At 71.3% G+C, this 23,039-nt stretch carries 20 protein-coding genes; 8 read left to right on the top strand and 12 right to left on the bottom strand.

The annotated features are described in order from the left end of the window. The 4 genes from ACFC0D_RS34455 to ACFC0D_RS34440 all read left to right on the top strand — a co-directional run. The coding region (locus tag ACFC0D_RS34455) for a DUF4241 domain-containing protein (RefSeq protein WP_376444829.1) at window positions 1-695 on the top strand (695 nt) is incomplete at its 5' end. Window positions 696-834: 139 nt separating this feature from the next. Further along, entirely contained in the window at window positions 835-1,044 is a 210-nt protein-coding gene (locus ACFC0D_RS34450) for a helix-turn-helix domain-containing protein (protein WP_329114377.1), read from the top strand. Further along, the gene (locus tag ACFC0D_RS34445; RefSeq protein ID WP_376444825.1) at window positions 1,044-1,613 is read left to right on the top strand and encodes a Clp protease N-terminal domain-containing protein; all 570 of its coding nucleotides are present in this window, start codon (window positions 1,044-1,046) and stop codon (window positions 1,611-1,613) included. The genes ACFC0D_RS34450 and ACFC0D_RS34445 overlap by 1 nt, the downstream gene beginning before the upstream one ends. A 118-nt stretch (window positions 1,614-1,731) precedes the next feature. Then, complete coding sequence (locus ACFC0D_RS34440) at window positions 1,732-2,454, top strand: hypothetical protein (protein WP_376444822.1); 723 nt, start codon at window positions 1,732-1,734, stop codon at window positions 2,452-2,454. 6 nt (window positions 2,455-2,460) lie between these two features. On the opposite strand, the gene ACFC0D_RS34435 is transcribed toward ACFC0D_RS34440, so the two are convergent. The 7 genes from ACFC0D_RS34435 to ACFC0D_RS34405 form a co-directional block, all read right to left on the bottom strand. Further along, window positions 2,461-3,078, bottom strand: a complete 618-nt coding sequence (locus ACFC0D_RS34435) for a GNAT family N-acetyltransferase (RefSeq protein WP_376444819.1) — start codon at window positions 3,076-3,078, stop codon at window positions 2,461-2,463. A 46-nt stretch (window positions 3,079-3,124) separates the two neighbouring features. Then, window positions 3,125-3,670 (bottom strand): DUF1697 domain-containing protein, encoded by a 546-nt coding sequence (locus ACFC0D_RS34430; protein ID WP_376444816.1) that lies wholly within the window; start codon window positions 3,668-3,670, stop codon window positions 3,125-3,127. Between the two features lie 72 nt (window positions 3,671-3,742). Then, window positions 3,743-4,945 carry a S8 family serine peptidase gene (locus ACFC0D_RS34425; RefSeq protein ID WP_376444814.1) on the bottom strand — a complete coding sequence of 401 codons (1,203 nt, stop codon included), beginning with the start codon at window positions 4,943-4,945 and terminating at the stop codon, window positions 3,743-3,745. 224 nt (window positions 4,946-5,169) lie between these two features. Then, entirely contained in the window at window positions 5,170-6,366 is a 1,197-nt protein-coding gene (gene mgt / locus ACFC0D_RS34420; protein ID WP_376444811.1) for a macrolide-inactivating glycosyltransferase, read from the bottom strand. A gap of 69 nt (window positions 6,367-6,435) precedes the next feature. Further along, window positions 6,436-7,731: an ABC transporter substrate-binding protein gene (locus ACFC0D_RS34415; RefSeq protein ID WP_376444808.1), complete on the bottom strand. Its 1,296-nt coding sequence runs from the start codon at window positions 7,729-7,731 to the stop codon at window positions 6,436-6,438. Continuing rightward, window positions 7,731-8,573, bottom strand: coding sequence for a carbohydrate ABC transporter permease (locus ACFC0D_RS34410; RefSeq protein ID WP_376444805.1), 843 nt, complete (start codon window positions 8,571-8,573; stop codon window positions 7,731-7,733). The genes ACFC0D_RS34415 and ACFC0D_RS34410 overlap by 1 nt, the downstream gene beginning before the upstream one ends. Beyond that, window positions 8,570-9,508: a carbohydrate ABC transporter permease gene (locus tag ACFC0D_RS34405; RefSeq protein ID WP_376444802.1), complete on the bottom strand. Its 939-nt coding sequence runs from the start codon at window positions 9,506-9,508 to the stop codon at window positions 8,570-8,572. The genes ACFC0D_RS34410 and ACFC0D_RS34405 overlap by 4 nt, the downstream gene beginning before the upstream one ends. A gap of 135 nt (window positions 9,509-9,643) precedes the next feature. Here ACFC0D_RS34405 and ACFC0D_RS34400 point away from each other — a divergent pair, with 135 nt between their 5' ends. Beyond that, window positions 9,644-10,534 carry a phosphotransferase enzyme family protein gene (locus ACFC0D_RS34400; RefSeq protein ID WP_376444799.1) on the top strand — a complete coding sequence of 297 codons (891 nt, stop codon included), beginning with the start codon at window positions 9,644-9,646 and terminating at the stop codon, window positions 10,532-10,534. 52 nt (window positions 10,535-10,586) lie between these two features. Beyond that, window positions 10,587-11,417, top strand: coding sequence for an alpha/beta fold hydrolase (locus ACFC0D_RS34395; protein ID WP_376444796.1), 831 nt, complete (start codon window positions 10,587-10,589; stop codon window positions 11,415-11,417). Between the two features lie 60 nt (window positions 11,418-11,477). Here ACFC0D_RS34395 and ACFC0D_RS34390 read toward each other — a convergent pair whose 3' ends face one another. The 4 genes from ACFC0D_RS34390 to ACFC0D_RS34375 form a co-directional block, all read right to left on the bottom strand. Then, window positions 11,478-12,200: a 3'-5' exonuclease gene (locus ACFC0D_RS34390; RefSeq protein WP_376444794.1), complete on the bottom strand. Its 723-nt coding sequence runs from the start codon at window positions 12,198-12,200 to the stop codon at window positions 11,478-11,480. An 87-nt stretch (window positions 12,201-12,287) separates the two neighbouring features. Then, complete coding sequence (locus tag ACFC0D_RS34385; RefSeq protein WP_376444791.1) at window positions 12,288-13,538, bottom strand: SAV2148 family HEPN domain-containing protein; 1,251 nt, start codon at window positions 13,536-13,538, stop codon at window positions 12,288-12,290. Between the two features lie 109 nt (window positions 13,539-13,647). Next, window positions 13,648-14,949, bottom strand: coding sequence for a copper amine oxidase (locus tag ACFC0D_RS34380; RefSeq protein ID WP_376444789.1), 1,302 nt, complete (start codon window positions 14,947-14,949; stop codon window positions 13,648-13,650). Between the two features lie 59 nt (window positions 14,950-15,008). Beyond that, entirely contained in the window at window positions 15,009-15,836 is an 828-nt protein-coding gene (locus tag ACFC0D_RS34375) for a Tat pathway signal sequence domain protein (RefSeq protein ID WP_376444786.1), read from the bottom strand. A gap of 137 nt (window positions 15,837-15,973) precedes the next feature. On the opposite strand from ACFC0D_RS34375, the gene glgX reads away from it, so the two are divergent. After that, the gene (gene glgX, locus ACFC0D_RS34370; protein WP_376444784.1) at window positions 15,974-18,094 is read left to right on the top strand and encodes a glycogen debranching protein GlgX; all 2,121 of its coding nucleotides are present in this window, start codon (window positions 15,974-15,976) and stop codon (window positions 18,092-18,094) included. A gap of 957 nt (window positions 18,095-19,051) precedes the next feature. On the opposite strand, the gene ACFC0D_RS34365 is transcribed toward glgX, so the two are convergent. Further along, window positions 19,052-20,275, bottom strand: coding sequence for an MFS transporter (locus ACFC0D_RS34365; RefSeq protein ID WP_376444832.1), 1,224 nt, complete (start codon window positions 20,273-20,275; stop codon window positions 19,052-19,054). A 90-nt stretch (window positions 20,276-20,365) separates the two neighbouring features. Here ACFC0D_RS34365 and treY point away from each other — a divergent pair, with 90 nt between their 5' ends. Then, on the top strand, window positions 20,366-22,720 hold the full coding sequence (gene treY / locus ACFC0D_RS34360) for a malto-oligosyltrehalose synthase (protein ID WP_376444781.1): 2,355 nt from the start codon (window positions 20,366-20,368) through the stop codon (window positions 22,718-22,720). Window positions 22,721-23,039: the final 319 nt, after the last annotated feature.

Genomic DNA, 23,039 nt, shown 5'->3' with positions numbered 1-23,039 from the left:
AGCCCGGGCCGCTCGACGCACTGTTTCGGCCCGGAACGCGTGTGACCGACGGGTACCACTCCGAGATGACGGTCCTGGAGCCGCGCCGGACCGGAACCCTGCGTGTGCCGAGCGGCCTGCTGGCCATATCCGGACCGGACGACCTCCTCGGCGAAGGACCCGCCATCACGGTCCCTGTCCCGCCGGGGGAGTACGTGCTCGACGAAGCACAGGTCCGCGTCGGGTACGACTGCGAGTGGCGCCAGGGATGGGTGACCCGTACGGACACCACGGCGGTTCGGCTTCGCGTCGGCGAGACCCCCTCCACCTCGTGGGAGATGGCCCTCGGACCGGATGACGACCCCCGGCTGCTCGGCGAGGACGAGGTCTTCGGCTTCAGTACCGACGGCGCGACCGGATGCTTCGCCGATGCCGGGGCCTGGGAGTCGCTCCACCGGCTCTTCGAGCGACACCTTGTCCATGGGGAGCCGGATGTCGGGGAGGACATCCCCGACTCCATGTACATGGTGCGCACTCGGGACGAGGCATCCGGCGGCGAGTTGGTCGCCTTCGCGACGACGGGCGACGGCACGTATCCCGTGTGGGTGGGGCGCTCCGCGGGCGGGGACGTGACCGAGGTGGTGGTGCTGGTGAACGGGATGCCGAAGGTGCTGGAGGACGGCGGTGCCAACGGTGCGGAGGAGGCATCGGCTTGAGACCGGTGGTGGCGAGCTCGCGTAGTCAACTGCCACCAGTTCTCCGAGGAGTCCCGTCTGTGGGACCTGTCCTCAGATCACCCCTCGAAACGTGTCAACCATGGTTGACACGAGAGGGCTGTCAACGTAAGTTGACAGCATGACCGATGCAACCGATCTCGCCGAGCGGGCGGGGGATCGCGACCCCCGGGTCGGGCTCCGCGCCGTCTCCGCACTGAGGCGGCTCCTCGAACAGCTGGAGGCCGTTCAGGTACGCAGCGCCCGCGCCCAGGGCTGGTCGTGGCAGGAGATCGCCGCGGAGCTGGGCGTGAGCCGTCAGGCCGTCCACAAGAAGCACGGGAGGCATTGATGTTCGAACGGTTCACGAAGGGGGCCCGGGCGGTGGTGAAGGGGGCGGTGGTCCAGGCCGAAAGCCAGGGCGCTCCCGTGGTCACCGAGGAGCATCTGCTGCTCGCGCTTCTCGACGCCGAGGGCACCAAGGCGTCCTTCGTCCTGCGGGCCCTGGGAGTGACGGATCGGCGGGAATCGCTGGAGGCGGCGCTCATGGATGCGCGTCGCCGAGGCGGGCTCTCCAAGGCGGACACGGACGCGCTCGCCGGGCTCGGGATCGACGTGTCCGAGATCGTCGCCCGGGTCGAGGAGGCACACGGCCCGGGCGCACTCGCCGACGACCGTGACGAGCGGGTCCGCCGCACCGGGCACCGGCCCTTCACCAGCGAGGCGAAGGGAGTTCTGGAGCGGTCCCTGCGCGTCTGTCTCGGGCGCCGCGAGAAGGCGATCGGTGACGAGCATCTGCTGCTCGCGCTCACCGCCCGCCCCGGCGTCGTCGCCGAGACCCTGGCGGACCACGGCGTCACCTACGCCACGGTGGAACGGGCCCTCGGCCAGGAGAGCCGCCCTCCGTCCGGCGATCTTTGAGAAGCTGGACGAGGGCCACCCCCAGCTGAAAGCCTCTCCGCACCAGGCCGAGGCCGACGAGGAGGACATCATCGACACCGCCGAAGAGGGCCAGCACCCGCTGGACTCCGCCAGCGTCATGAACGCGAAGAAGACCCTCCTTGAACTCCTCGGCCGGGCGGGAGTGTTCCACGTGGACGCCGAGGAGCTGATCGCGCTGGTCGAGGCCGGTGCGATCGCGGAGGCCCACGGCGAGATCGGCAAGATCGTGGGCGTCCCGCCGGAAGGCGGCGAGCCGTACGCCTCCGGCTGGCTCGCCGGCGCCCAGGCCGTCGACGCGGAACTCGTCCACCTCGCCGAGCGGGCCCTGCGGCGCGCGATCGGCCCGGCGCTGACCGACCATCCCCTGCGCGGAAGTGGCCAGGACGGCGTCGCACGCGCCCGTACCCCGGTCGGGATGGTGGACGTGGAGCGGGCGAAGGTCGCCGTGACCCCGCTCTACCTCGCGTTCAGCCACGCCTCGGACCTCGACCCCGAGGTGTCGGACGAGGTCCTCACCGCCGTCCTCGGCACGATGGGCGTCGTCGAACGGGTCGGGTACGCGGGGCGGCTCGAGGAGTTCGCCGAGACCCATCGGAGCCGACTGACCCAGGTGTACGCGCAGTACGGCCCCGGCAGCCGCATCGCCGTCCACGGCCGCTACTCCCTCATCCACTCCCCCACCAGCATCGCCGTCCTCGAACGCCTCACCGCCACTCCGTCCGCACTGCGGACGGAGTGGGACGACGCCGAGCTGCCCCCGGCGTGGCTGGAGGGTCTGGCGATCGCCTGGCGCGCCGCGGACGACGCGCCGCCGGCCTGAGTTTCGTTACGAAGCCTCGGGGCCGCGCGGTTCGCGCCACATCCCCCACAGCACCGGCCCGTTGCCCGGCAGCCGGAACTCCTCGCGCACGGCGAAGCCGAAGTGCTCGTAGAAGGGCAGGTTGGACGGGCTGGAGGACTCCAGATAGGCGGGCAGACCCGCCGCGTCGGCCTTGGCGAGACCCGAGCGCAGCAGGGCTGCCCCGTGCCCCTGGCCCTGCGCGGCCGGGTCGGCGCCGATCAGCGCCAGGGACCAGTGCGGCTCCTGGGGCGTGTGCGCGGCGGCCGTCTCGACGGCGTCCCTGAACAGCGGGGCCCGGTCACCGAGGATGTCCTGGAGTTCCCGGATGGTCTCCGCGTCGGGAACGGCCTTGGCCTGCGCCTCCGGAGGCGCCCAGAAGGCGGCCGCGGCCTCGGTGTGCTCGCACACTCCGTGGCGGACGTACTGACGCGTGAAGATCGTGGTGAAGTAGCGGCCCAACCGCGCCTCGCGCGAGGCGTCGTCGGGGAAGAACCAGCGCATCATCGGGTCGTGGTCGAAGGCGCGGGTCAGGGTGCGGCCGATCGGCTCAGCATCGTCGATCGTTGCCGTTTTCGGTGTGTTCGTCATCGACATACGGGTCATTCTGCACCCGGATGATCTTGAACGGGACGGTGGGGTCCCTTCGGCGCTACGACCGGGTCATCTCCACCAGCTTGACCACGGTGTTCCAGTTGCGCGAGGTCGCCACGATCCCCTTGAAGAGGGCGGGGCGGGAGAGCGCCTCGCCGAGCTTGGACCGGCCGAGGCCGTCGGGTGCGTAGAGGTAGAGCGCGCGGTCGCCGAGCCGGAACTCCTCCGGCAGGAAGGCGTCCTGGTCGATGGCGGCGAAGCGCTCGGGGTCGACCCGCTCGGAGAGGTACGTGACATGGAGCTGCTTCCCCTCCAGCTCGGCGGCGGGGAAGGGGCAGTCGTCGGCGACGGCGGCGAGGTACTCCGCGTCGCGGACGAGACAGTCGACGCGGAAGCCGAAGTGCTTCTCGATGGCGTCCTCGATGCCGGCGGTGAGTTCCCGCTCGTCGGCGTCGGTGGTGAAGACGGCGTTCCCGCTCTGGAGATAGGTCCTGACGTCGCCGTGGCCGAGGCTCTCGAGGAGGGAACGGAACTCCGCCATGGGCACCTTGCGGTGTCCGCCCACATTGATTCCGCGCAGCAGAACGGCGTACGTCTTCGTCATGGTCACACGATAGGCGGCCGCCGTGCCCCGTGGGGGAGGGCACGGCGGCCGCCGGTCATCGGGCCGGGGCCGCTACTCGACGATCTTGAGCAGCTTGTTGGCGGTGCCCTCGGAGGGGTTGGAGATCTTGTCGGGGGTCGCTCCGCCGACCAGTGCCTGGGCGACCTGGTCCGGGGTGGCGTCCGGGTGTCCCGCGAGGTAGACGGCGGCTGCGCCGACCACGTGCGGGGTCGCCATGGACGTACCCGAGATGGTCTTGGTGCCGGTGTCGCTGTCGTTCCAGGCCGAGGTGATCTCCGAGCCCGGGGCGTAGAGGTCCACCACGGAACCGAAGTTGGAGAAGCTGGACTGCTGGTCGTCCTCGGTGGAGGAGGCGACCGTGATCGCCTCCTGGACACGGGAGGGGGAGCCCTGACCCGCGTCCGAGGACTCGTTGCCCGCGGCCACGCCGAAGGTGACGCCGGCGGCGATGGCCTTCTTGACGGCGTCGTCGAGGGCGGGGTCGGCGCCTCCGCCGAGGCTCATGTTGGCGACGGACGGGCCCTGGTGGTTCTTGGTGACCCAGTCGATGCCCGCGACGACCTGCTCGGTGGTACCGGAGCCGTTGTCGTCGAGGACGCGAACGGCGACGATCTTGGCCTTCTTGGCGACACCGTGGGCGGTGCCCGCGATGGTGCCGGCGACGTGCGTGCCGTGGCCGTTGCCGTCCTGGGCCGTTTCGTCGTTGTCGATGGCGTCGAAGCCGTCGACGGCACGGCCGCCGAAGTCCTCGTGGCTGACGCGGACTCCGGTGTCGATGACGTACGCGGTGACGCCCTCGCCGCCCTTGTCGGGGTACGTGTACTTCTTGTCCCCGGCGGTCTCGGCCTGGTCGACCCGGTCCAGACCCCAGGAGGGCGGGTCCGTCTGGGTGGCGTTGATGGAGAACTTCTTGTTCTGGACGACCTTGGCCACGGCCGGGTCGGCGGCGAGGCGCTTGGCCTCGGTCTCCGAGAGGTCGTTGACCGAGAAGCCGTTGACCGCGGAGTCGTAGCTGCGGCGCAGGGTGCCGCCGTACTCCTTCGCGAGCTCGCTCTTGTCGGCCTTCTCGTCCAGCAGGACGACGTAGCTACCTGCGACGGCGCCTTCCGCGCCGAGACCGTAGACAGTTCCGAGGGCGGGCGTGGGGGCCGCGCCGGCGAACTGGGTGGTGAAGACGGTGACTCCGGCCGCGGCCGCGATCGCGGTCGAGACGGCGATGAGCTTCGTCCGGCGGACACGCTTGTGTATTGCCATGAAGAGGGGTCTCCTCGTCAGGATTTGTGGGGGGATGAGCCACTGGAAGGAAACTCTCCGGTAGCTGCCTCGAAACCCTTGCTCATTGACGAGTGCAAATCAAGACCTTCGCGCACCTGTGACTTACTCAACAAGCTTTCGTAATAATAATTCGGTCAACTCGACCCAACTCGGCGCACGCGTAAGGCCCCCGACCATCCGGGGGCCCTCAAGTGCGACGCGTTCTACGGCAGTTCGGCCTCGATCAGGTCCGCAGCCCGACGCGCTCCGCCCTCGCTCGCCATCCGCTCCTGGATCTCCTTGGCGCGGAGGGCCACTTCGGGGTCGTCGACGAGTGCGAGCACCGCTTCACGCAGACGCTCGGCGGTCGCCTCCTCCATCGGCAGGTGCCGGGCCGTGCCCAGGGACTGGAGCATGTCCGCGTTGCCGAACTGGTCGACGGCCTGCGGGACCGCGACCATCGGGGTGGCGGTGGCCAGCCCCTCCTGACTGCCGCCCGCCCCCGCGTGGGTGATGAAGGCGTCCGCCTGCTTCAGGATCGCCAGCTGGGGGACCCAGGAGCACACGTCGACATTGGCCGGAATCTCGCCGAGCTCCGACGGGTCGACGAAGGCGCCGATCTGGAGCACGACATGCCAGCCGGGCAGGTCCCCGAAGGCATCGATGCACGCCTTGTAGAAGTCGGGCTGCTTGGTGAAGGCCGAGCCCAGCGAGACCAGGAGCACCTTCTCCGCATCCGCCGGCCGCTGCCACTCCCCCTGGTCCGCCCGGTCGCCCTGACAGGCGCCGACGAAGGTGAAGACGGACTCGTCGACCCGTTCGGCGTGCGGCTGGAGCGCCCGGGGGATGAGCACGATCGCCCGACGGGGGCGGGCGATCAGCCGGTCGGGGTGGGTGTCGACACCGTGCTCGGCCAGCCAGTTCTCGAAGCGGGCGTAGTACGCCTTGCCCCGCTCGGATGCCTTGAGCTCGGCGAACATCGGCTCGGCGACCTCCTCCTCGTACCCCTCCCACGGGACGAGATTCGGCCAGAGTCCCACGACGGGGACATCCCACCGGTGTGCGAGGACAGGAGCGGGGTAGGCGGTGATGTCATGCAGCACGAGGTCGGGCCGGTCGCCGTCGAAGGCCTCCGCGAGCTGCGGGAGCGCCTGCACGGCGTCATGGAGGAAGGGTTCGATGTTGTCGATGAGTTCGGCACCCCAGGCGTCCGGGTCGTCGTCGGTCGGAAGCGTGGAGGTGTAGACGACGGGGGTCGCGCCGGTGGCGGCGACCTTCTCGGCGAAGGAGGCGGGGATGGCGTAACTGACGCGGTGCCCGCGGGCGACGAGCTCACGGATCACTTCGAGGCTCGGGTTCACATGGCCGTGGGCGGCGATGGAGAACATGGCGATATAGGCAGGGCGCGGAGTGCTGGTCATGCGTTCACAGTAAACGAGACGAGACGTCTCGTCCAACAATATGCGTGTTCGCCGGCGCGAGCGGACGACTCAGCGACGCTGGTAGCGGGCGAGGACCAGATTCCCGTCCTCCACCAGACGCTTGCGCAGCTCTTCGGTGTCGATCGCGCCGCTGTAGTACTCCTGATACGCCGGGGTGGCCACCTTGTCCTTCCACTCCGGGTAGCCGCGCACCGATTGCGCGGGTGCGGGTCGCAAATATTCGGCCACGGCGGCTCCGGTCGCCCAGCCGTCCTTCGCGGTGCGCAGGGACGGGTCCGCGAGCGCCGCCGTGCCGGTCGGCAGCATCCAGTCGCCGCGCGCCAGGCGGACCATGCTGTCCGGCTGGAGGAAGAAGTCGAGGAACCGCGCCGCCTCCTTCTTGTACGGGCTGTCCTCGGCGATCGAGAGCGTCTGCGGGCTGACACCCTGCGCGAGCCCGTCCTTCCCGGCGGGAGCCGGCAGCACGATCCACTCGAAGCCCTTGGGAGCCTGCTGGGTGATCTGCTGGCGGTACGAGAAGCCGAGCGGGACCATCGCGTACTTGCCGCCGAAGAAGCCCGGCAGGGCGTCGGAGCCGCCGGTGCCCAGAGTGGAGCGCGAGGCGCTGAGGTCGGTGTTCACCTGGTCGTTGATGGTGCCGGGGACGACGCCGTCGTCCCCGGTGAAGCGGATGGTCACCCTTCCGTCGGGCTCCCGGTGGAAGAGCCGCCCGCCCGCCGAGAGCCCCAGGTTGAGGCTGACCGAGACGGGTTCCTTGAGGGGCCAGGCGACCGCGTATCTCCCCTTGCCCATGGCGGCCGTCAAATCCCTGGTGATCTGCCGGAACTCCTCCCAGCTCCAGGGCTTCTCCGGGGTCGGGATCCGGACGCCGGAGGACTCCAGGATCTGCTTGTTCGCCATGATCATGCGGGGTTCCTGGAGGAACGGAACGCCGTAGATCCCGTCGCCGAAGGTCGTGGTCTCCCAGCTGCGCGCCGGGATGTCGGCCCTGAGGCGCTCGGGCAGGAGGGTACGGAGATCGGCGAGGTAGCCGCCGTAGGCGAAGTCGGCCAGGTCGTCCGAGGCGTCGTGGATGATGTCGGGCGCCTCGCCGCCCTCGAAGGAGGTGAGGAGCTGGTCGTGGACGGAGTCCCAGCTGCCCTGGACGTAGTCGACCTGGATGTCGGGGTGGGCCGCGTTCCACTCCTTCACCAGTTCCTTGTTGGCGTCGACGGACTCCTTCTGCCAGGCCAGCGACTGGAAGCGGAGCCGGATCGGGCCGCCGTCGGAGTCGTCCCCGGCGGAGCAGCCGGTGAGGAGCAGCGCCAGCGCGGCCGCGGCCGCCGTGAACACCCGTACACGCATCAGGACTTCACCGCCCCGGTCAGCATCCCGCCCGTGATGCGCTTCTGGATGATCGCGAAGATGACGAGCGAGGGAATCGTGGCGAGGAACGCGGCCGCGGCGAGCGGCCCCAGGTCGGCGACGCCCTCCGCGCCGAGGAAGTGGGTGAGGACGACCGGCAAGGTCTGCTTCTCCGGGGTCTTGAGCAGGACGAGCGCGAAGAAGAACTCGTTCCATGCGGTGATGAAGGCGAAGAGCGCGGTGGCGACGATGCCGGGAGCGAGCAGCGGGGCGGTGACCGAGGCGAGCGTACGGAGCTTCCCGGCGCCGTCGACGGCCGCGGCCTCCTCCAGCTCGGCCGGGACGGCCCGTACGTAACCGACGAGCATCCACAGCGCGAACGGCAGCGACCAGACGACGTACACCATGACCAGGCCGAAGAGGCTGTTGATCAGATGCAGGTTCTTCAGGACGAGGAAGAGCGGGATGATCACCAGCACGAACGGGAAGGCCTGGCTGATCACGACCCAGCCGGTGGCGGCCGTGGAGAGCCGGCCACGGTGGCGGGCCATCACATAGGCCATGGGCGTGGCGATGACGACGGCGATCAGAGCTGCCGCGAGGGCGGCGATCAGGCTGTTGCCCGCGGCCTGGAGCAGCGGCTGCTCCTCGAACGCCTGCCGGAAGTTGGCGAGGGTCGGGTCCTTCGGGATCCATGTCGGGTGCAGCGAGCCCAGTTCCGTCGCCGGCTTGAAGGCGGTGGAGATCAGCCAGAGGAACGGGAAGGCGAGGAAGACCAGATACGCCAGGAGGGCAAGGTACTGGCCGAACCGCGCGGGCTTGCTGGTGCGGAGCGTGCTCACCGGTCCTGGTCCCCCTTCAGCCGTCCGACGAGATAGAGGGCGAGGAGCACGGAGATGACGGCGACCATGACACAGCCCATCGCGGCGGCGTATCCGAACTGCCCGTAGCGGAAGGCCTCTTCGTAGGCGAAGAGCATGGGGAGCCGGGTGCGGCCACCAGGTCCGCCGTTGGTCAGGACGTAGACCAGGGCGAAGGAGTTGAAGTTCCAGATGAAGTTCAGCGCGGTGATGGCGAGGGCGACCGGCTTGAGCGCGGGCCAGGTGACGGTACGGAAGCGGCGCCAGGCGCCCGCTCCGTCGAGGGCGGCGGCCTCGTGGAGTTCGTGCGGGGTGTTCTGCAGTCCGGCGAGCAGGGCGACCGTCGTCTGGGGCATCCCGGCCCAGATGCCGACGAGGATCACGGCCGGCAGGGCGGTGGCGAGCCCGGTGAGCCAGTCCCGCCCGTCGCCGAGGCCGAGATCGCGGATGGTCTCGTTGAGGATGCCCGCGTCGGGGTTGTAGACGAGGCGCCACATGATGCCGACGACAACCTCGGGCATGGCCCAGGGGATGATCGCGAGCGCCCGGGCCAGCCAGCGGAAGCGCAGGTTCTGGTTGAGCAGGAGCGCGAGCCCGAGGGCGAGCAGGAACTGCGGGACGGTGACCCCGACGGCCCACACCAGGCCGATCCGGAACGAGTCCCAGAACAACGTGTCGTGCAGCAGGTCCTGGAAGTTGAGCGTGCCGACCCACCGGGTGGCCTGCGTGCGGCCGGACTGGGCGTCGGTGAAGGCGAGGGCGATGCCGTAGAGCAGCGGGCCGACACTGAGGATCAGGATGGGGATCAGCGCGGGCAGCACCAGGAACCAGGCGCTGTGGTCCCGCCGGTGACCGGGTCTCCCGCCGGTGGTCCTCGGACCGCCGGACCGCTTCGTCGCGGTCGCCAGCACACTCATGGATTCGCCCCCTTATGTGCCTTTTGCCGCGCCGTCCCGGCCTCCGTCATGGTCCTGACGGTCCGTCGGTTCGTCAAGGTCACCTGCATGGATGCGAGACTTTGGCTGATTCGCACAGGCAGGTGGGAGAGACGGATGGACGAGGCGCGGGCACGGGAGATCCTGGCCGCCGCGGGGCTGCCCACGGGCGGCGAGAGCAGCCGCGGCGCGGTGCGCGAGCCGGAGGCGCCGCTCCTCGCACTCGGGGAGAACGCGGTCTTCGCCGTGGGTGATCTCGTGGTGAAGATCGGCCGGGACGCTGAGCTGCTCCCCCGGGCGGAACGGGAGCTGGCGCTCGCGGACTGGCTGGAGGGCGCGGGCATCCCTGCCGTACGAGCGGCGGAGCCCGAGCCTCGCCTGGTGGAGGGCCACCCGGTCACCCTCTGGCACCGACTGCCCGAGGCCGTGCGTCCGGCCGAGCCGCGCGATCTGGCGCCGCTGCTGCGGCTGATCCACGCCCTGCCGGAGCCCGCCGAACTCACGCTGCCGCGCCGCGAGCTGCTCGGCGGGGTCGAGCGATGGCTGCGGCTGGCCGGCGACGCGATCGATCCGGCCGACGCGGCCTTCCTGCGCGAGCGCCGTGACTCCTTCGCCCCGGCGGCGGCCGCGCTCACCCCGCACCTCACCCCCGGTCCGATCCACGGCGACGCGCTGCCCCGCAACGTCCATGTCGGCCCCGACGGGCCGGTCCTGGTCGACCTGGAGACCTTCTCCTCCGATCTGCGCGAGCACGACCTGGTGGTGCTCGCCCTCTCCCGGGACCGGTACGGCCTCGATCCGGCCGCGTACGACGCTTTCACCGAGGCGTACGGCTGGGACGTACGGGAGTGGGACGGGTGCGCGGTGCTGCGCGGGGCCCGGGAGACCGCGAGCTGCGCCTGGGTGGCCCAGCACGCGCCGACGAACCCCAAGGCACTGGCCGAATTCGAGCGCCGGGTGGCCTCGCTGCGGGAAGGTGACCCCGAGGTGCGGTGGTACCCCTTCTGACGGCAGGACGGGGCGCGCCGCTCGAATTCCCACTCACGATCGGGGTGTTGTGATGCGTGTGGAACTGTCCGAGGTGGCGCTCGACGTCGAGGTGAGCGGCCAGGGCCCGGCCGTCCTGCTGGTGCACGGTTTTCCCGACAGCCATCATCTCTGGCGCCATCAGGTGGAGGCCCTGACCGCGGCCGGGTACAGGTGCGTCGCTCCGACGCTGCGCGGCTTCGGCGCCTCGGGCCGGCCGGAGGGCGGCGTGGAGGCGTATCACCCGGGCAAGCACGTCGGCGACCTGCTCGAACTCCTCGCCCGGCTGGATATCGACCGGGTCCATCTTGTCGGGCACGACTGGGGCTCGGGCATGGTGCAGGGTCTCGCCCAGGCCGCGCCCGAGCGGGTCGCGAGTCTGAGCATCCTGTCGGTGGGCCACCTGGCGTCCATCCGCGAGGCGGGCTTCGAGCAGAAGCAGCGGTCCTGGTACATGCTCCTGTTCCAGTTCCCGGGGCTCGCCGAGGAGTGGCTCGCACGGGACGACTTCGCCAACCTGCGGGAGATGCTGGGCGAGCACCCCGACGCGGAGGCCGTCATCGACCCGCTGAGGGCGCCCGGTGCGCTGACCGCCGCACTGAACGTCTACCGGGCGGGTCTCCCCGCCGAGGTCCAGTTCGGCCCGGCACTGCCGCTGCCGCCGCTGCCCGTCCCCGTGATGGGCGTGTGGTCCCCCGGCGACCGCTTCATGACCGAACAGTCCATGACCGGCACCGGCAAGCACGTGGACGGCACCTGGCGGTACGAGCGCGTCGAGGACGCCGGGCACTGGCTCCAGCTGGACCAGCCGGAGCGGATCAACACGCTGCTTCTGGACTTCCTGGCGGAGAACCCGATCGGCTGACCGCGCCGGAGGGACGCCAGGAGGCGGGCCGTCGGCCCGACCGTCGCCGGCCGGCCGTCGTCAGCCGGCCACCGTGGCCGGCGCGCGCAGCGGCCAGGTCGGGTCGACGACCGCCTCCGGGCTGCCCTTGCGGCGCAGGAAGTCCTGGAAGTCCTCCGCCCAGACGCGGTACCAGCCGATCTGACGCTCATGCAGCTCCGCCGGGGTCAGCTCGGCCACCGACCTGTGCCGTTCGGCTATCGCGACCGCCACCCGCACGGCGGCCAGCGCGTCGGCCGCGGCCTGGTGGGCCGCCTCGAGGACGACGCCGTACTCGGCGCAGACCGCCTCCAGGGTCCGCTTCCCCCGGCGGTAGCGGTCGACGGCCCGGTCGATGGTGTACGGGTCGATGACCGGGCCTATCTGCGCGCCGCCCAGCCGCTCGCTCAGTGAGGGGAGCCCGTGGCGCCGCAGCTCGGCGGAGAGCAGCGTCAGGTCGAAGGAGGCGTTGTACGCCACGACCGGGACGCCCTGGGACCAGTACCCCGTAAGGGCCTCGGCGATCTCGTCGGCGACCTCGCGCACCGGCCGTCCCTCGGCGGCCGCCCGCTCGCTGCTGATGCCGTGGATCGCGGACGCCTGTGCCGGGATACGGATCCCCGGATCGGCGAGCCAGTCCCGCTGCCGCACGACGCGCCCGCCGTGGACGCCGACGATCGAGGCCGTCACGATCCGCGCCTCCAGCGGTTCGGTGCCGGTCGTCTCCAGGTCGAATCCGACCAGCGCTTCCCCGTGCCAAGCCATCGGGTCCTCCTTACGTGATCTCCCCCGTGGTGCTGAACACCCTCGCACGAGCCACTGACAACGGTCCTCGGGCCTCGGGTCCCGGGCTCAGGAGACCGGCCGGGAGTCGAGCCAGACCGACTCGAACTCCTCCCGGTATGTTGCGAAAAGTCCGTAATCGCCATCGCGCGGCTGCTGTCCCGAGCGCACCACGTTCCGACCGCCCCCGCGCAGCACCAGGACCGGCGCCTCCATCCCCCGTGCCTTCCGCAGATACGACTGGACGACGCCGACGCCGTCCGGTCCGTCCCCGTCCACCAGGTAGGCGGTGAAGCGAGGCGTCTCGTCGAAGACATGGATCTGGAAGGCGCCCGGGTCCCGCAGCCTGGAGCGCACCCGCCGCATATGGAGGATGTTCATCTCCACCGAGCGGCTCAGCTCGCCCTTCTTCAGGCCCAGTTCGCGCTCGCGCCGCTTCACGGCGCTGCTCGCCGGGTTCAGGAACAGCAGCCGTATCCGGCAGCCCGACTCGGCAAGCCGCACGAGCCGCCGCCCGGAGAAGTTCTGCACCAGCAGATTCAGACCTATGCCGGTGGCGTCGAGGCGCCGGGCGCCGCCGAAGAGGTCCTCGGCCGGCAGCTGCCGCTGCAGCCGCACCCGGTCGGGATGGACGGAGACCACGTCCGCGTACCGGTCCCCGACCAGGTCCTCGACGGCGTCGACCGGTAGCCGGTCGGCGGACGGCACCGCCGCCCCGCTGCCGAGGATCTCCAGGAGCCGGGCGGAGGCCCGCTCGGACTGGGCGAGCACGGTGAGCGAGAGGGCCCGGTTGCGGGAGACGACGTTGCGCGTCACCTCCAGCTCGTCCAGGGCGAGCTCGACCTCCCGCCGGTCGTCGAAGTACGGTTCGAAGCACGGCCAGTGCTGCACCATCAACTCCCGCAGCTGCGGGAGCGTGAGGAAGCTCAGCACGTTGTCGTCGGCCGGGTCGAGGAGATAGCCCTTGCGCCGCGAGACCTCGCGGACGGCGACGGCGCGCTGCACCCACTCCTGTCCGGCCGGGCCGGCCGCGGCCACCACCCAGTCCTCGCCGTGCACCGGTTCGTACACCGGCCGCAGGACGGCGGCCACCACGGCCCGCAGTCGCTGCTCGACGAGATTCAGCCAGATGTAGGCCCTGCCCGCCCGCTGGGCGCGGGTGCGCACCTCGCTCCAGGCTTCGGCGCCCCAGTCGAGCTCCGCCCCGATCTCCATCGGTCTGGCGACCGAGACCGCTCCTGGCGGGACTTCCACGGGGTCGGGGGAGCTCCCCTCGTGACCCGCGTCACCTGGGGGCAGCTCCAGACCTCCCGAGCTCACCCGCGCACCGCCTTCTACTTCTGGACGCCCGTTCCGACCGTCTGTCGACGATCAAGGAAGGGTACTCCGCGAGCGGGAGGCGGTGCAGCAGGATCGGCAGGCTGCTTGCTCAACTCCCCTGATTCGGAGCGCCGTTCTGGTTGGCGAGATCGGCCGGAGTGAGCGGATTCATAGCGGTAACGTCCCTGGGTGCGAGCTGGAAGCCCTGCCAGTGGACCGGCATCGGCTGCTGGTCCTCGTCCCGGGCGATGTGGTGGAACCCGATGTTGACCCAGACGGCGGGGTCGGTGAGCGTCTCTCCGTTGACCCACTTGTCCACGCTGTCGGGCGCGTTCGGGCCGCAGTTGAGGATGTTGTTGCTGGCGAACTGCTCACAGGCCCGGGTCTGGGTGAAGTAGATGTCGTGCTTGGTGAAGCCGCGCCCGGCGTGGGTGTTGGAGGGGCCGGGCACGATCTCGTACGAGCGGGCGTGGCCGTCCTTGTTCTTGCCGGTGGCGCTGACCACCCGCCACCAGCGCATGTTCTTCGCGTCGCCCGCGAGCTCCTTCGTCACCGGGGTGCGCGTGGTCTTCACGGTCGGGCCGCCGCCACCGGCCGCCGGGGCCGTGACCTTGGAGTCGTACTGCTCGATCCGGTCCTTGACGCTGCCGTCGAGGCCGAAGTCGAGCCGCCAGAAGACGTTGTGGGCATGGCTGGTGGCATAGGAGCGGGCGCCCGGGCCGATCGGCCAGCCGCGGCCGTCGGTCGCGTTGTAGTCCCCCGGGGACAGACTGCCGGTGGCGCCGACATTGGCGGCGATCGTGCCGTCGGAGGAGAACCGCCACTCGGTGATGTACTCGTACCAGGCCACCTTGTTGACGGTGTAGACGAGCAGGTCCTTGCCCTGGGCCTGCCAGACCTTGGTGCCCTCGTCGTTGGCCATCCGGTAGGCGTGGCCGCGCGCCCGGGTGGTGGTGCACAGGCCGTTGACGTTGCCGACCTCGGGCACCTTCACGGCGGTGATCGTGCCGCCGGGGCACTCGGCCGGCTTCAGGTTCTGCAGCCCCCAGCCGAAGCCGGCGCCGGTGAGGTCGTCGTACTCGGCGTTGCCGTCGTCGTAGGGGACGTGGATCTGCGCGAGCTTGGCGCTGTTCAGGACGCGGATCGGGGCCGCCGCGCTCTTGGGCTGGTAGGTGACCTTGTCCAGGATGAGGCCGGAGTCGGTGTCGTAGCGCCAGCACATGCGCCAGGTGGTGCCGCCGTCGAGGGTCTGTTCGACCCGGTAGGCGGCGGAGCAGTCAGGGCGGGGCGGTGCCGGGGCCGCCGTGGCGGAGCTCACCGGGCCCGCGGCCGCCGTGGCGGTGGCGAGCAGCGCGGCGGAGGCGAGGACGGCGCCCTGCTTGCGGGCGCGCGAGAGGAACGGGTGGGGCATGGGTCGAGAACTCCCTCGTTGGGGGTACCCCCGGCCGAAGGCTGGGGGTAGGTCGGTGGTCAGCCGACGCGCGTGACGGTCCTGGCGCTGAGATCGACGATGAGGTTCCGGGTGTCGATCCACGAGCCGTTGAGGATCTTGGTGACGAGCCGGACGCAGCGGTGCTCGCCGCACGCGGCGAGCTGGGCGGGCACCTTCGCCTCGCGGTAGGTGCGGTAGACGTCGCCGTTGAACCAGAGCTGGTCGGGCGAGGTCAGCGCCTTGCCGGTGGCGTCCTTGTAGTCCTCCCGGACCCCCTTGCCGAGCGGGCTCGCGAGGATCAGCTCCAAGGCCTCGCGCAGCTCCTCGGGGTGTGCCGAGGGCTGCACCCCGCGCTGCGCGGCGGCGTGCTCGACCTTCCCGGTCTCCAGGTTGACGGTCCGGGTGATCAGCTCGTTGCGCCCGTAGTCGTAGAAGCGGACCTCGGCGCGGCGCGGCGAACCGGGTTTGTCGATCTCCTCCGGCAGCGGATCGGCGAGCTCGGTGGCCAGGTGCTGAGGACCTCGGCCCCCTTCGACGTCGCGCTGCGCGGAGGCGGCCGGCGGAGTCAGCGCCAGGGCCTCGGCCCGCTTCAGCTCGTCGTCGGTGAGGGGGTCGGTGCCGACGCCCTTCGCCCCCTCGGGCGGTGCGGTGGCCAGGGTCGCGGGCTCCGGCGCCGTACCGGCGGCGTCCGCCGACCCCGGCGGTGCGGACGCGGCGGTACGACCCCCGGCGAGGTCGTTCCCGCGCGTGCCCTCGGCGCCCGCGTTCCCCGGCAGGGTGATCCCGACCATGAGGGCGGTGCCTGTCACCGCCATGGCCGCGCCCGCCACCACTTTCCCCAAATGGCGGCGCACTATTTCGTACACACTTCCCCCTCTGTATCCCCCTTGTGTACTGGTCACCCGGTAGGACGGGCCGAAGTCCTAGGAGGTTGCCCCCTTTTCGGGCAGGATCTGGCCGGAGTGCACCCCAACACCCGGATCAGAATGGAAGAGTCTTATCTATGCAGGTCTGGCCGGGACAGGCGTATCCCCTGGGCGCCACCTACGACGGCGCTGGAACCAATTTCGCGGTCTTCTCCGAGGCCGCCCACAGAATCGAGCTGTGTCTGCTCCACGACGACGGCTCGGAGACGGCGGTGGAGCTGCGCGAGACGGACGCCTTCGTCCGACACGCCTATCTGCCGGGAGTGATGCCGGGTCAGCGGTACGGGTTCCGCGTCCACGGCCCGTACGCGCCGGAGCGCGGGCAGCGCTGCAACTCGGCGAAGCTGCTCCTCGACCCCTATGCACGTGCGGTCTCGGGCTCCGTCGACTGGGGCGAGGCGGTGTACGGCTACCACTTCGGGCGGCCGGACTCGCGCAACGACCTGGATTCGGCGCCGCACACGATGACCTCGGTCGTGGTCAATCCGTACTTCGACTGGGGCGACGACCGGCGTCCGCGCACCGACTACCACCGGACGGTGATCTACGAGGCCCATGTGAAGGGCCTCACGATGCTCCACCCGGAGCTGCCGGAGGAGCTGCGCGGGACGTACGCGGGGCTCGCGCATCCGGCGGTCATCGGCCATCTCAAGGAACTGGGCGTCACAGCCCTGGAGTTGATGCCGGTGCACCAGTTCGTCCACGACCACCGGCTGGTGGACGCGGGCCTCTCGAACTACTGGGGCTACAACACCATCGGCTTCTTCGCCCCGCACAACGCCTATGCCTCCTGGGGCGACCGGGGCCAGCAGGTGCTCGAGTTCAAGTCGGCGGTACGGGCCCTGCACCAGGCGGGGATCGAGGTCATCCTCGACGTGGTCTACAACCACACGGCCGAGGGCAACCATCTGGGCCCCACGCTGTCCTTCCGTGGCCTGGACAACCCGTCGTACTACCGCCTCTCGAACGACCGCCGGTACTACACGGACACCACCGGCACCGGTAACTCACTGCTCATGCGGTCCCCGCACGTGCTTCAGCTGATCATGGACAGCCTGCGGTACTGGGTGACCGAGATGCATGTCGACGGCTTCCGCTTCGACCTGGCGGCGACGCTCGCCCGGCAGTTCCACGAGGTGGACCGGCTGTCCTCGTTCTTCGACCTGGTGCAGCAGGACCCGGTGGTCAGCCAGGTGAAGCTGATCGCCGAACCGTGGGACGTGGGCGAGGGCGGCTACCAGGTGGGGAACTTCCCGCCGCTGTGGACCGAGTGGAACGGCAAGTACCGGGATTGTGTACGGGACTTGTGGCGCGGTGAGCCCCGGACGCTCGCAGAGTTCGCGTCCCGGCTGACCGGCTCGTCCGACCTCTACCAGGACGACGGCCGACGGCCGCTCGCCTCGGTCAACTTCGTCACCTGCCACGACGGCTTCACGCTGCGCGACCTCGTCTCGTACAACCAGAAGCACAACGAGGCGAACGGGGAGGGCAATCGGGACGGCGAGGGCTACAACCGGTCGTGGAACTGCGGCGCCGAGGGCGAGACGGACGACATCGGCATCGACGAGCTGCGCAACCGGCAGATGCGGAACTTCCTCGCCACGCTGATGCTGTCGCAGGGTGTGCCGATGCTCAGCCACGGTGACGAGTTCGGGCGGACGCAGGGCGGCAACAACAACGCGTACTGCCAGGACAACGAGGTGTCGTGGGTGCGCTGGCCGGAGCCGGGCGCCTCGGAGGAGGGCACCCTGCTGGAGTTCACCCGCGCGATGGCGCGGCTGCGGCGGGACCATCCGGTCTTCCGCCGCCGCCGCTTCTTCCACGGGCGGCCGGTGGAGGGCACCCACGACGAGCTCACGGACATCGCGTGGTTCACCCCGGAGGGCGAGGAGATGACCGCGCGGGACTGGCAGGCGGCCCACGCCCAGGCGCTGTCGGTCTTCCTCAACGGCAACGCGATCTCGGAGCCGGGGACGCAGGGGGAGCGGATCGCGGACGACTCGTTCCTGCTGATGTTCAACGCGTCGTCGCAGGAGCTGGAGTTCGAGGTCCCGGTCAACCACGGCCAGACCTGGCGCGTGGTGGTGGACACGTCCCACCCGGAGGGCATCCCACCCCAGGAGGGCCCGAAGGTGGCGGCTGGCGAACGGGTGACACTGGCACCACTGAGCCTGACGGTCCTGAAACGCCCGGCGTAGACGGGACGAGGTCCCCGGCCGGGGGCGCCGGCTCGACGGGGCGGCGCCCACCGGCACCCCCGCCGGGGTTGTGCGTCCGCAGGACGCTGCCCGCCTTCAACCCCCGCCCCACCGGGTTGTGGGTCGGCGCTCCACAGGGCGGCGCCCCCTCAACCCCGCCACCCCGGTTGTGGGCAGGCGTACCGCAGGGCGGTGCCCACCCCTCGACCCCGCTCACGCGGGTTGTGGGCAGGCGTTCCGCAGGGCGGTTCCCCCCTCAACGCCGGCCCCCGGCAGGTTATGGGCAGGCGCTTCACAGGGCGGTGTCCACCCGCAACCCGCCCCGCCTGGTTGTGGGCAGGCGTTCCGCGGGGCGGAACGGGTGGGCACAACCCCACGACGGCGCCGCACCTTTGCGCACCGTACGAACCGGGAGCCTGGGCCCGGCAAGGGCGCCGTTCCGTTGTGCCCACCCTCCCCCAGACTCCGTCCGGGGGGACCCCCAGCCCCAGCGGAACAGTTGCCCACAACGGGGGTGGGTGGGCGAGAGGCGCGGGGGCCCGCCCCCGGCGGAACCGGGTCACCGTGGCGGGAGGGTGGGCGCCGCCCCGGCGGAACTGGTCCCCGCTACGGGGAGGGCGGGCACCGCGCCAGCGGCACGGGCGCCCGCAACCGAGGGTGGGCACCGCCCGGCGGAACGGGCGCCCGCAACCGGAGGTGAGCACCGCCCGGCGGCACGGGTCCCCGCGACGGGGGTGGGTGGCACCGCCCGGCGGCACGGGTCCCCGCGACGGGGGTGGGTGGCACCGCCCGGCGGCACGGGTCCCCGCGACGGGGGCGGGCGCCGCCCCGGCGGAACGGGTCCCCGCGACGGGGGTGGGCACCGCACCAGCGGTGTGGGTGGTCACGACTCGTGGGGCCCGGGGCACCGCCCGGTGGAGCGGTGGCCTCGAGCCGGTCGAGGGCTGGCGCTCGTCGTCAAGGGTTTGGGGTCAGTTCCCGGGACCGCAGCGTCGGGACGACCGGCCGAGCCGTCCAGGAGAGCAAGGCGCACAGCACCGCCGCCACCACCGCCACGGCAAACGCCGCCGCCGACCCGTACGTGTCCGCGAGCCGTCCCGAGAGGGCGAGCGCCAGCGCCTGCCCGCCGACGACGCCACTCGTCAGAAACGCCATCGACTCGGCCAGCCGGGACGCCGGGACGGTCCGCTCGGTGAGCCCGAAGACCGTGATCAGATGAGGCGCGTACGCGGCACCGAGGACGATCACGACCACGTACAGCGCGACCAGCGAGTCGACGAGGACGAGCGGGACGGAGAGGACGACGAGCGCCGCCGTCGCCGCCCTCCACCGCGTCGCCAGCCCGATCCGCGCGGGCACCGCCGCCATGGACAGCCCGACCGCGGCGCTCATCACCCCCATCGCCGCATAGACGAGCCCCGCCTGCGCCGGCGCCCCGAGCTTCTCCGTGAGCGCGGTGATCCCGGCCTGCGAGGCCCCGAACATGGCGCCCTGAAGCACCATCGTGATCCGCAGCGCGTACGCGGACCTCGGCAGCCGGCCCCGTTCGGCGGCAGCCGTCCGGGTGGTGGCGGCCTTCGTACCGCCCTCGGCAGCGAGGGCCGACGGGTGCAACGCGAAGGCCGCTCCGCACGTGGCCAGGAGCCCCGCCGCGAGCAGCAGGGCCGCGGCCGGATGGGCGAGCGCCGCCGCGAGGCCGACGAAGGCCGGCCCGAGGACGAACGACACCTCGTCGAGCGTCCCTTCGAAGGACAGCACGGTCCCCACCGTCCGGTCGTCCGCGCCGGAACCCCGGGCCAGGGCGACCGAGCGGACCCGGGCGAGCGGCCCGATCTGCGGGACGGTCGCCCCGGCCAGCGCGCCGAGGAGCATCAGCCAGCCGGTCGCCGCGTGCGCGAGCGCCGCGAGGACGAGCGCGGCGACGGCCACCGCGTTGGCGAGGGACGCGGCGAGGACCACCCCGCGCTGTCCACGCCGGTCCGCGAGCCGGCCGATGACCGGTCCGGCGACGGTCTGCCCCGCCGCGAGCGCCCCTCCGGCGAGCCCCGCCGTCGTCAGTGATCCGCTCGTCTCGGCGACCAGGAGCAGGCTGCCGAGCTGGCACATGGCGGTGGGCAACCGCCCCATGAAAGAGAGGACCGGAAGCACGGGTCCGAGCAGGGAGAGGGTGTCGCGATACATGCGCAGCATCGGCCGAACGTAACGCGATGCACACGAACGGACGCATGAGGCGATGACACAGAAGCCTCCACGCCGGGTACGTACGTTCGCATGACGCCCTTGCCCACCGTCCCGACGGTCCCCACCGCCACCTATCGGCTCCAACTCCAGCCGGAGTTCTCCTTCTCGGCAGCCGAGCGGGCTGTCCCGTACCTCGCCGGCCTCGGGGTGTCCCACCTGCACCTCTCCCCCGTCCTGGAGGCCGTGCCCGGCTCCACGCACGGCTACGACGTGACCGATCACCGCACGATCCGGCGGGAGCTGGGCGGTGAGGAGGGGCTGCGGGCGCTCGCGGCGACCGCCAGGGCCCACGGTCTCGGCCTGGTCGTGGATCTGGTGCCCAATCACATGGCGGCGTCGCCCGCGCACAACCACGCGCTGCACGCGGTGCTCCGTGAGGGCCCGGACTCGGCGTACGCCCGCTGGTTCGACATCGACTGGGAGGCGGGCGACGGCCGGGTCCTGCTGCCCGTTCTGCCCGAACGACTGCCTGACATTCGGGAGCGGATGCGGGTCTCCGACGGCGCGCTGCATCTGGACGGGCAGGCGTTCCCGCTCCGTGCGGGGACCGAGGGACTTCCGCTGCCCGAGCTGCTCGACGCCCAGTGGTACCGCCTGGCCTGGTGGCGCCTGGCCCGCACCGAGCTCAACTACCGCCGCTTCTTCACCATTTCGGAGCTGATCGGGGTACGGGTCGAGGACCCCGAGGTGTTCGGCGACACCCACGGCAAGATCGTGGAACTGGTGCGGGACGGGATCATCGAGGGGCTGCGGATCGACCATCCCGACGGGCTCGCCGACCCGGAGGGCTATCTGGAGCGGCTGCACGAGGCGACGGGCGGCCGGTGCTGGACGGTGGTGGAGAAGATCCTCACCGGTACGGAGCCGCTGCCGCCGGCCTGGCCCGTGGCGGGGACCACCGGCTACGACGCCCTGCGGTACGTGGACGGGGTCTTCGTGGACGCGGCGGGCGCCGACGAACTCCTCGACGTGTACCGCGAGTTCGCCGGGCGGGCCGGAGACCGGGGCGGGATCTGGGAGGCGACAGCCCGCCGCGCCGCGTACAAGGTCGTGACGCACGAGCTGTCCGCGGAGACGACTGCCCTGACCCGGATCGCGGGCCGGATCTGCGCCGCCGACCCGGAGCTGCGGGATCACGCGCCGTGGGCGCTGCGGACCGCGATCCGTGAACTCCTGGTCCGTGTCCCCGTGTACCGCACGTACCGGGTCGGCGGAGAGGCGGTCCTCACCCCGGACGCGGCGCGCGGGGCGAAAGCGGCCTTCGCCGTGCCGGAGGAGGCCGCGGCCGTCGACACCGTACGGGATCTGGCGCTCGGGCGGCTCGGCGACGGTCCCGAACACATGGCGTTCCGGGCGAGGTTCGCGCAGACGTCCTCCGCGCTGCGGGCCAAGTCCGTGGAGGACACGGCCTTCTACCGCTACACCCCGCTGCTGTCGGCGAACGAGGTGGGCGGCGACCCCGGGCGTCCCGCCGTCGCACCGGAGGAATTCCACGCGTACTGCCTGCGGCTGGCCCGGGACTGGCCCGCCACCGGGACGGTGCTGACCACGCACGACACCAAGCGCAGCGCGGACGTCCGGGCGGGAATCGCCGTTCTCTCCCAATGCCCGTCGGTCTGGGCGGCGTTGCTGGAGGAGGTGGCCGGGGTGCCGGCGCCCGATCCGCATCTGGCGTGGACGGCGTGGCAGACCGCGTTCGGCTTCGGCACCCCCGATCCGGACCGGCTCGGCCCCGCGGTGCTGAAGTCCGTACGGGAGGCAGGTCTGCACACCAGCTGGACGGAGCCCGATCCGGTGTACGAGCGGGCCGTGACCGACTTCGTGGCGGCGGGGCCCGGCCGGATTCCGCTGCGGGCGGCGTCGGAGGCTGCGTTCGCCCTGGAGCCGCACATCCGCACGCAGATGCTGGGCGCGACGCTCGTGCAGCTGACGATGCCGGGTGTGCCGGAGCTCTACCAGGGGACGGAACGGGAGTACCGGGCGCTGGTCGACCCGGACAACCGGCAGCCGTTCGCGATCGGGCCGGACGACGACAAGACGGCGCTGGTCAGGGCGGCGCTGGGGCTACGGCGGCGGCATCCGGAACTCTTCGGTGCGGCGGGAGACTACCTGCCGCTGCCCGCGTCCGGCGCCGCGGCGCCGCACTGCCTGGCCTTCGCCCGAGGCGAGGGCGCCACGCCGGAGGTGGTCACGGCGGTCACCCGACTCCCCCTACGCCTCGCGGAGGCGGGCGGCTGGCAGGACACGGAGCTGACGTTGCCACCGGGCCCGTGGTTCGACCTTCTGGACGGTGTACGGGAGTTCCCGGGCGGCCCGGTGAGGCTGACCGAACTCTTCTCCGAACACCCGGTGGCACTGCTGAGCCGCAAGCTGCGACGGCCGTGAACCCCGGGTGCCGCGGGGTCGGGGCGCCGCCGGCTCCGCGGGGTCGACGCCCACGCCGGTGGCGGGCACCCCATGCCGCCGGGGCGGCGCCCCCTCCCCCGTCGCGGGGAGCGTTCCGCCGGGGCGGCGCCCCCCGTTGTGGGCATTCGTTCCGCCGAGCCGACGCCAACCCTCACCACCTCACCCCCCCACCCCGTTGTGGGCAGCTGTTCCGCTGGGGCGGAACGGGTGGGCACAACGGAACGGCGCCCTTGCCGGGCCCAGGCTCCCGGTCCGTACGGTGCGCACAGGTGCGGCGCCGTCGTGGGTTGTGCCCACC

Origin of the sequence: Streptomyces sp. NPDC056222, assembly GCF_042264065.1 — a bacterium.
In the GTDB taxonomy this organism is placed as follows: domain Bacteria; phylum Actinomycetota; class Actinomycetes; order Streptomycetales; family Streptomycetaceae; genus Streptomyces.
This window is presented reverse-complemented; position numbering and strand designations above follow the sequence as displayed.

Bases quoted from the DNA above. Each gene is read 5' to 3' on its own strand.
- ACFC0D_RS34425 (WP_376444814.1), bottom strand. From the start codon at position 4,945: ATGGCAATACACAAGCGTGTCCGCCGGACGAAGCTCATCGCCGTCTCG.
- treY (WP_376444781.1), top strand. From the start codon at position 20,366: ATGACGCCCTTGCCCACCGTCCCGACGGTCCCCACCGCCACCTATCGG.
- ACFC0D_RS34390 (WP_376444794.1), bottom strand. From the start codon at position 12,200: ATGGCTTGGCACGGGGAAGCGCTGGTCGGATTCGACCTGGAGACGACC.
- mgt (WP_376444811.1), bottom strand. From the start codon at position 6,366: ATGACCAGCACTCCGCGCCCTGCCTATATCGCCATGTTCTCCATCGCC.
- ACFC0D_RS34400 (WP_376444799.1), top strand. From the start codon at position 9,644: ATGGACGAGGCGCGGGCACGGGAGATCCTGGCCGCCGCGGGGCTGCCC.
- ACFC0D_RS34445 (WP_376444825.1), top strand. From the start codon at position 1,044: ATGTTCGAACGGTTCACGAAGGGGGCCCGGGCGGTGGTGAAGGGGGCG.
- ACFC0D_RS34365 (WP_376444832.1), bottom strand. From the start codon at position 20,275: ATGTATCGCGACACCCTCTCCCTGCTCGGACCCGTGCTTCCGGTCCTC.
- glgX (WP_376444784.1), top strand. From the start codon at position 15,974: ATGCAGGTCTGGCCGGGACAGGCGTATCCCCTGGGCGCCACCTACGAC.
- ACFC0D_RS34380 (WP_376444789.1), bottom strand. From the start codon at position 14,949: ATGCCCCACCCGTTCCTCTCGCGCGCCCGCAAGCAGGGCGCCGTCCTC.
- ACFC0D_RS34440 (WP_376444822.1), top strand. From the start codon at position 1,732: ATGAACGCGAAGAAGACCCTCCTTGAACTCCTCGGCCGGGCGGGAGTG.
- ACFC0D_RS34395 (WP_376444796.1), top strand. From the start codon at position 10,587: ATGCGTGTGGAACTGTCCGAGGTGGCGCTCGACGTCGAGGTGAGCGGC.
- ACFC0D_RS34430 (WP_376444816.1), bottom strand. From the start codon at position 3,670: ATGACGAAGACGTACGCCGTTCTGCTGCGCGGAATCAATGTGGGCGGA.
- ACFC0D_RS34405 (WP_376444802.1), bottom strand. From the start codon at position 9,508: ATGAGTGTGCTGGCGACCGCGACGAAGCGGTCCGGCGGTCCGAGGACC.
- ACFC0D_RS34415 (WP_376444808.1), bottom strand. From the start codon at position 7,731: ATGCGTGTACGGGTGTTCACGGCGGCCGCGGCCGCGCTGGCGCTGCTC.
- ACFC0D_RS34450 (WP_329114377.1), top strand. From the start codon at position 835: ATGACCGATGCAACCGATCTCGCCGAGCGGGCGGGGGATCGCGACCCC.
- ACFC0D_RS34435 (WP_376444819.1), bottom strand. From the start codon at position 3,078: ATGACCCGTATGTCGATGACGAACACACCGAAAACGGCAACGATCGAC.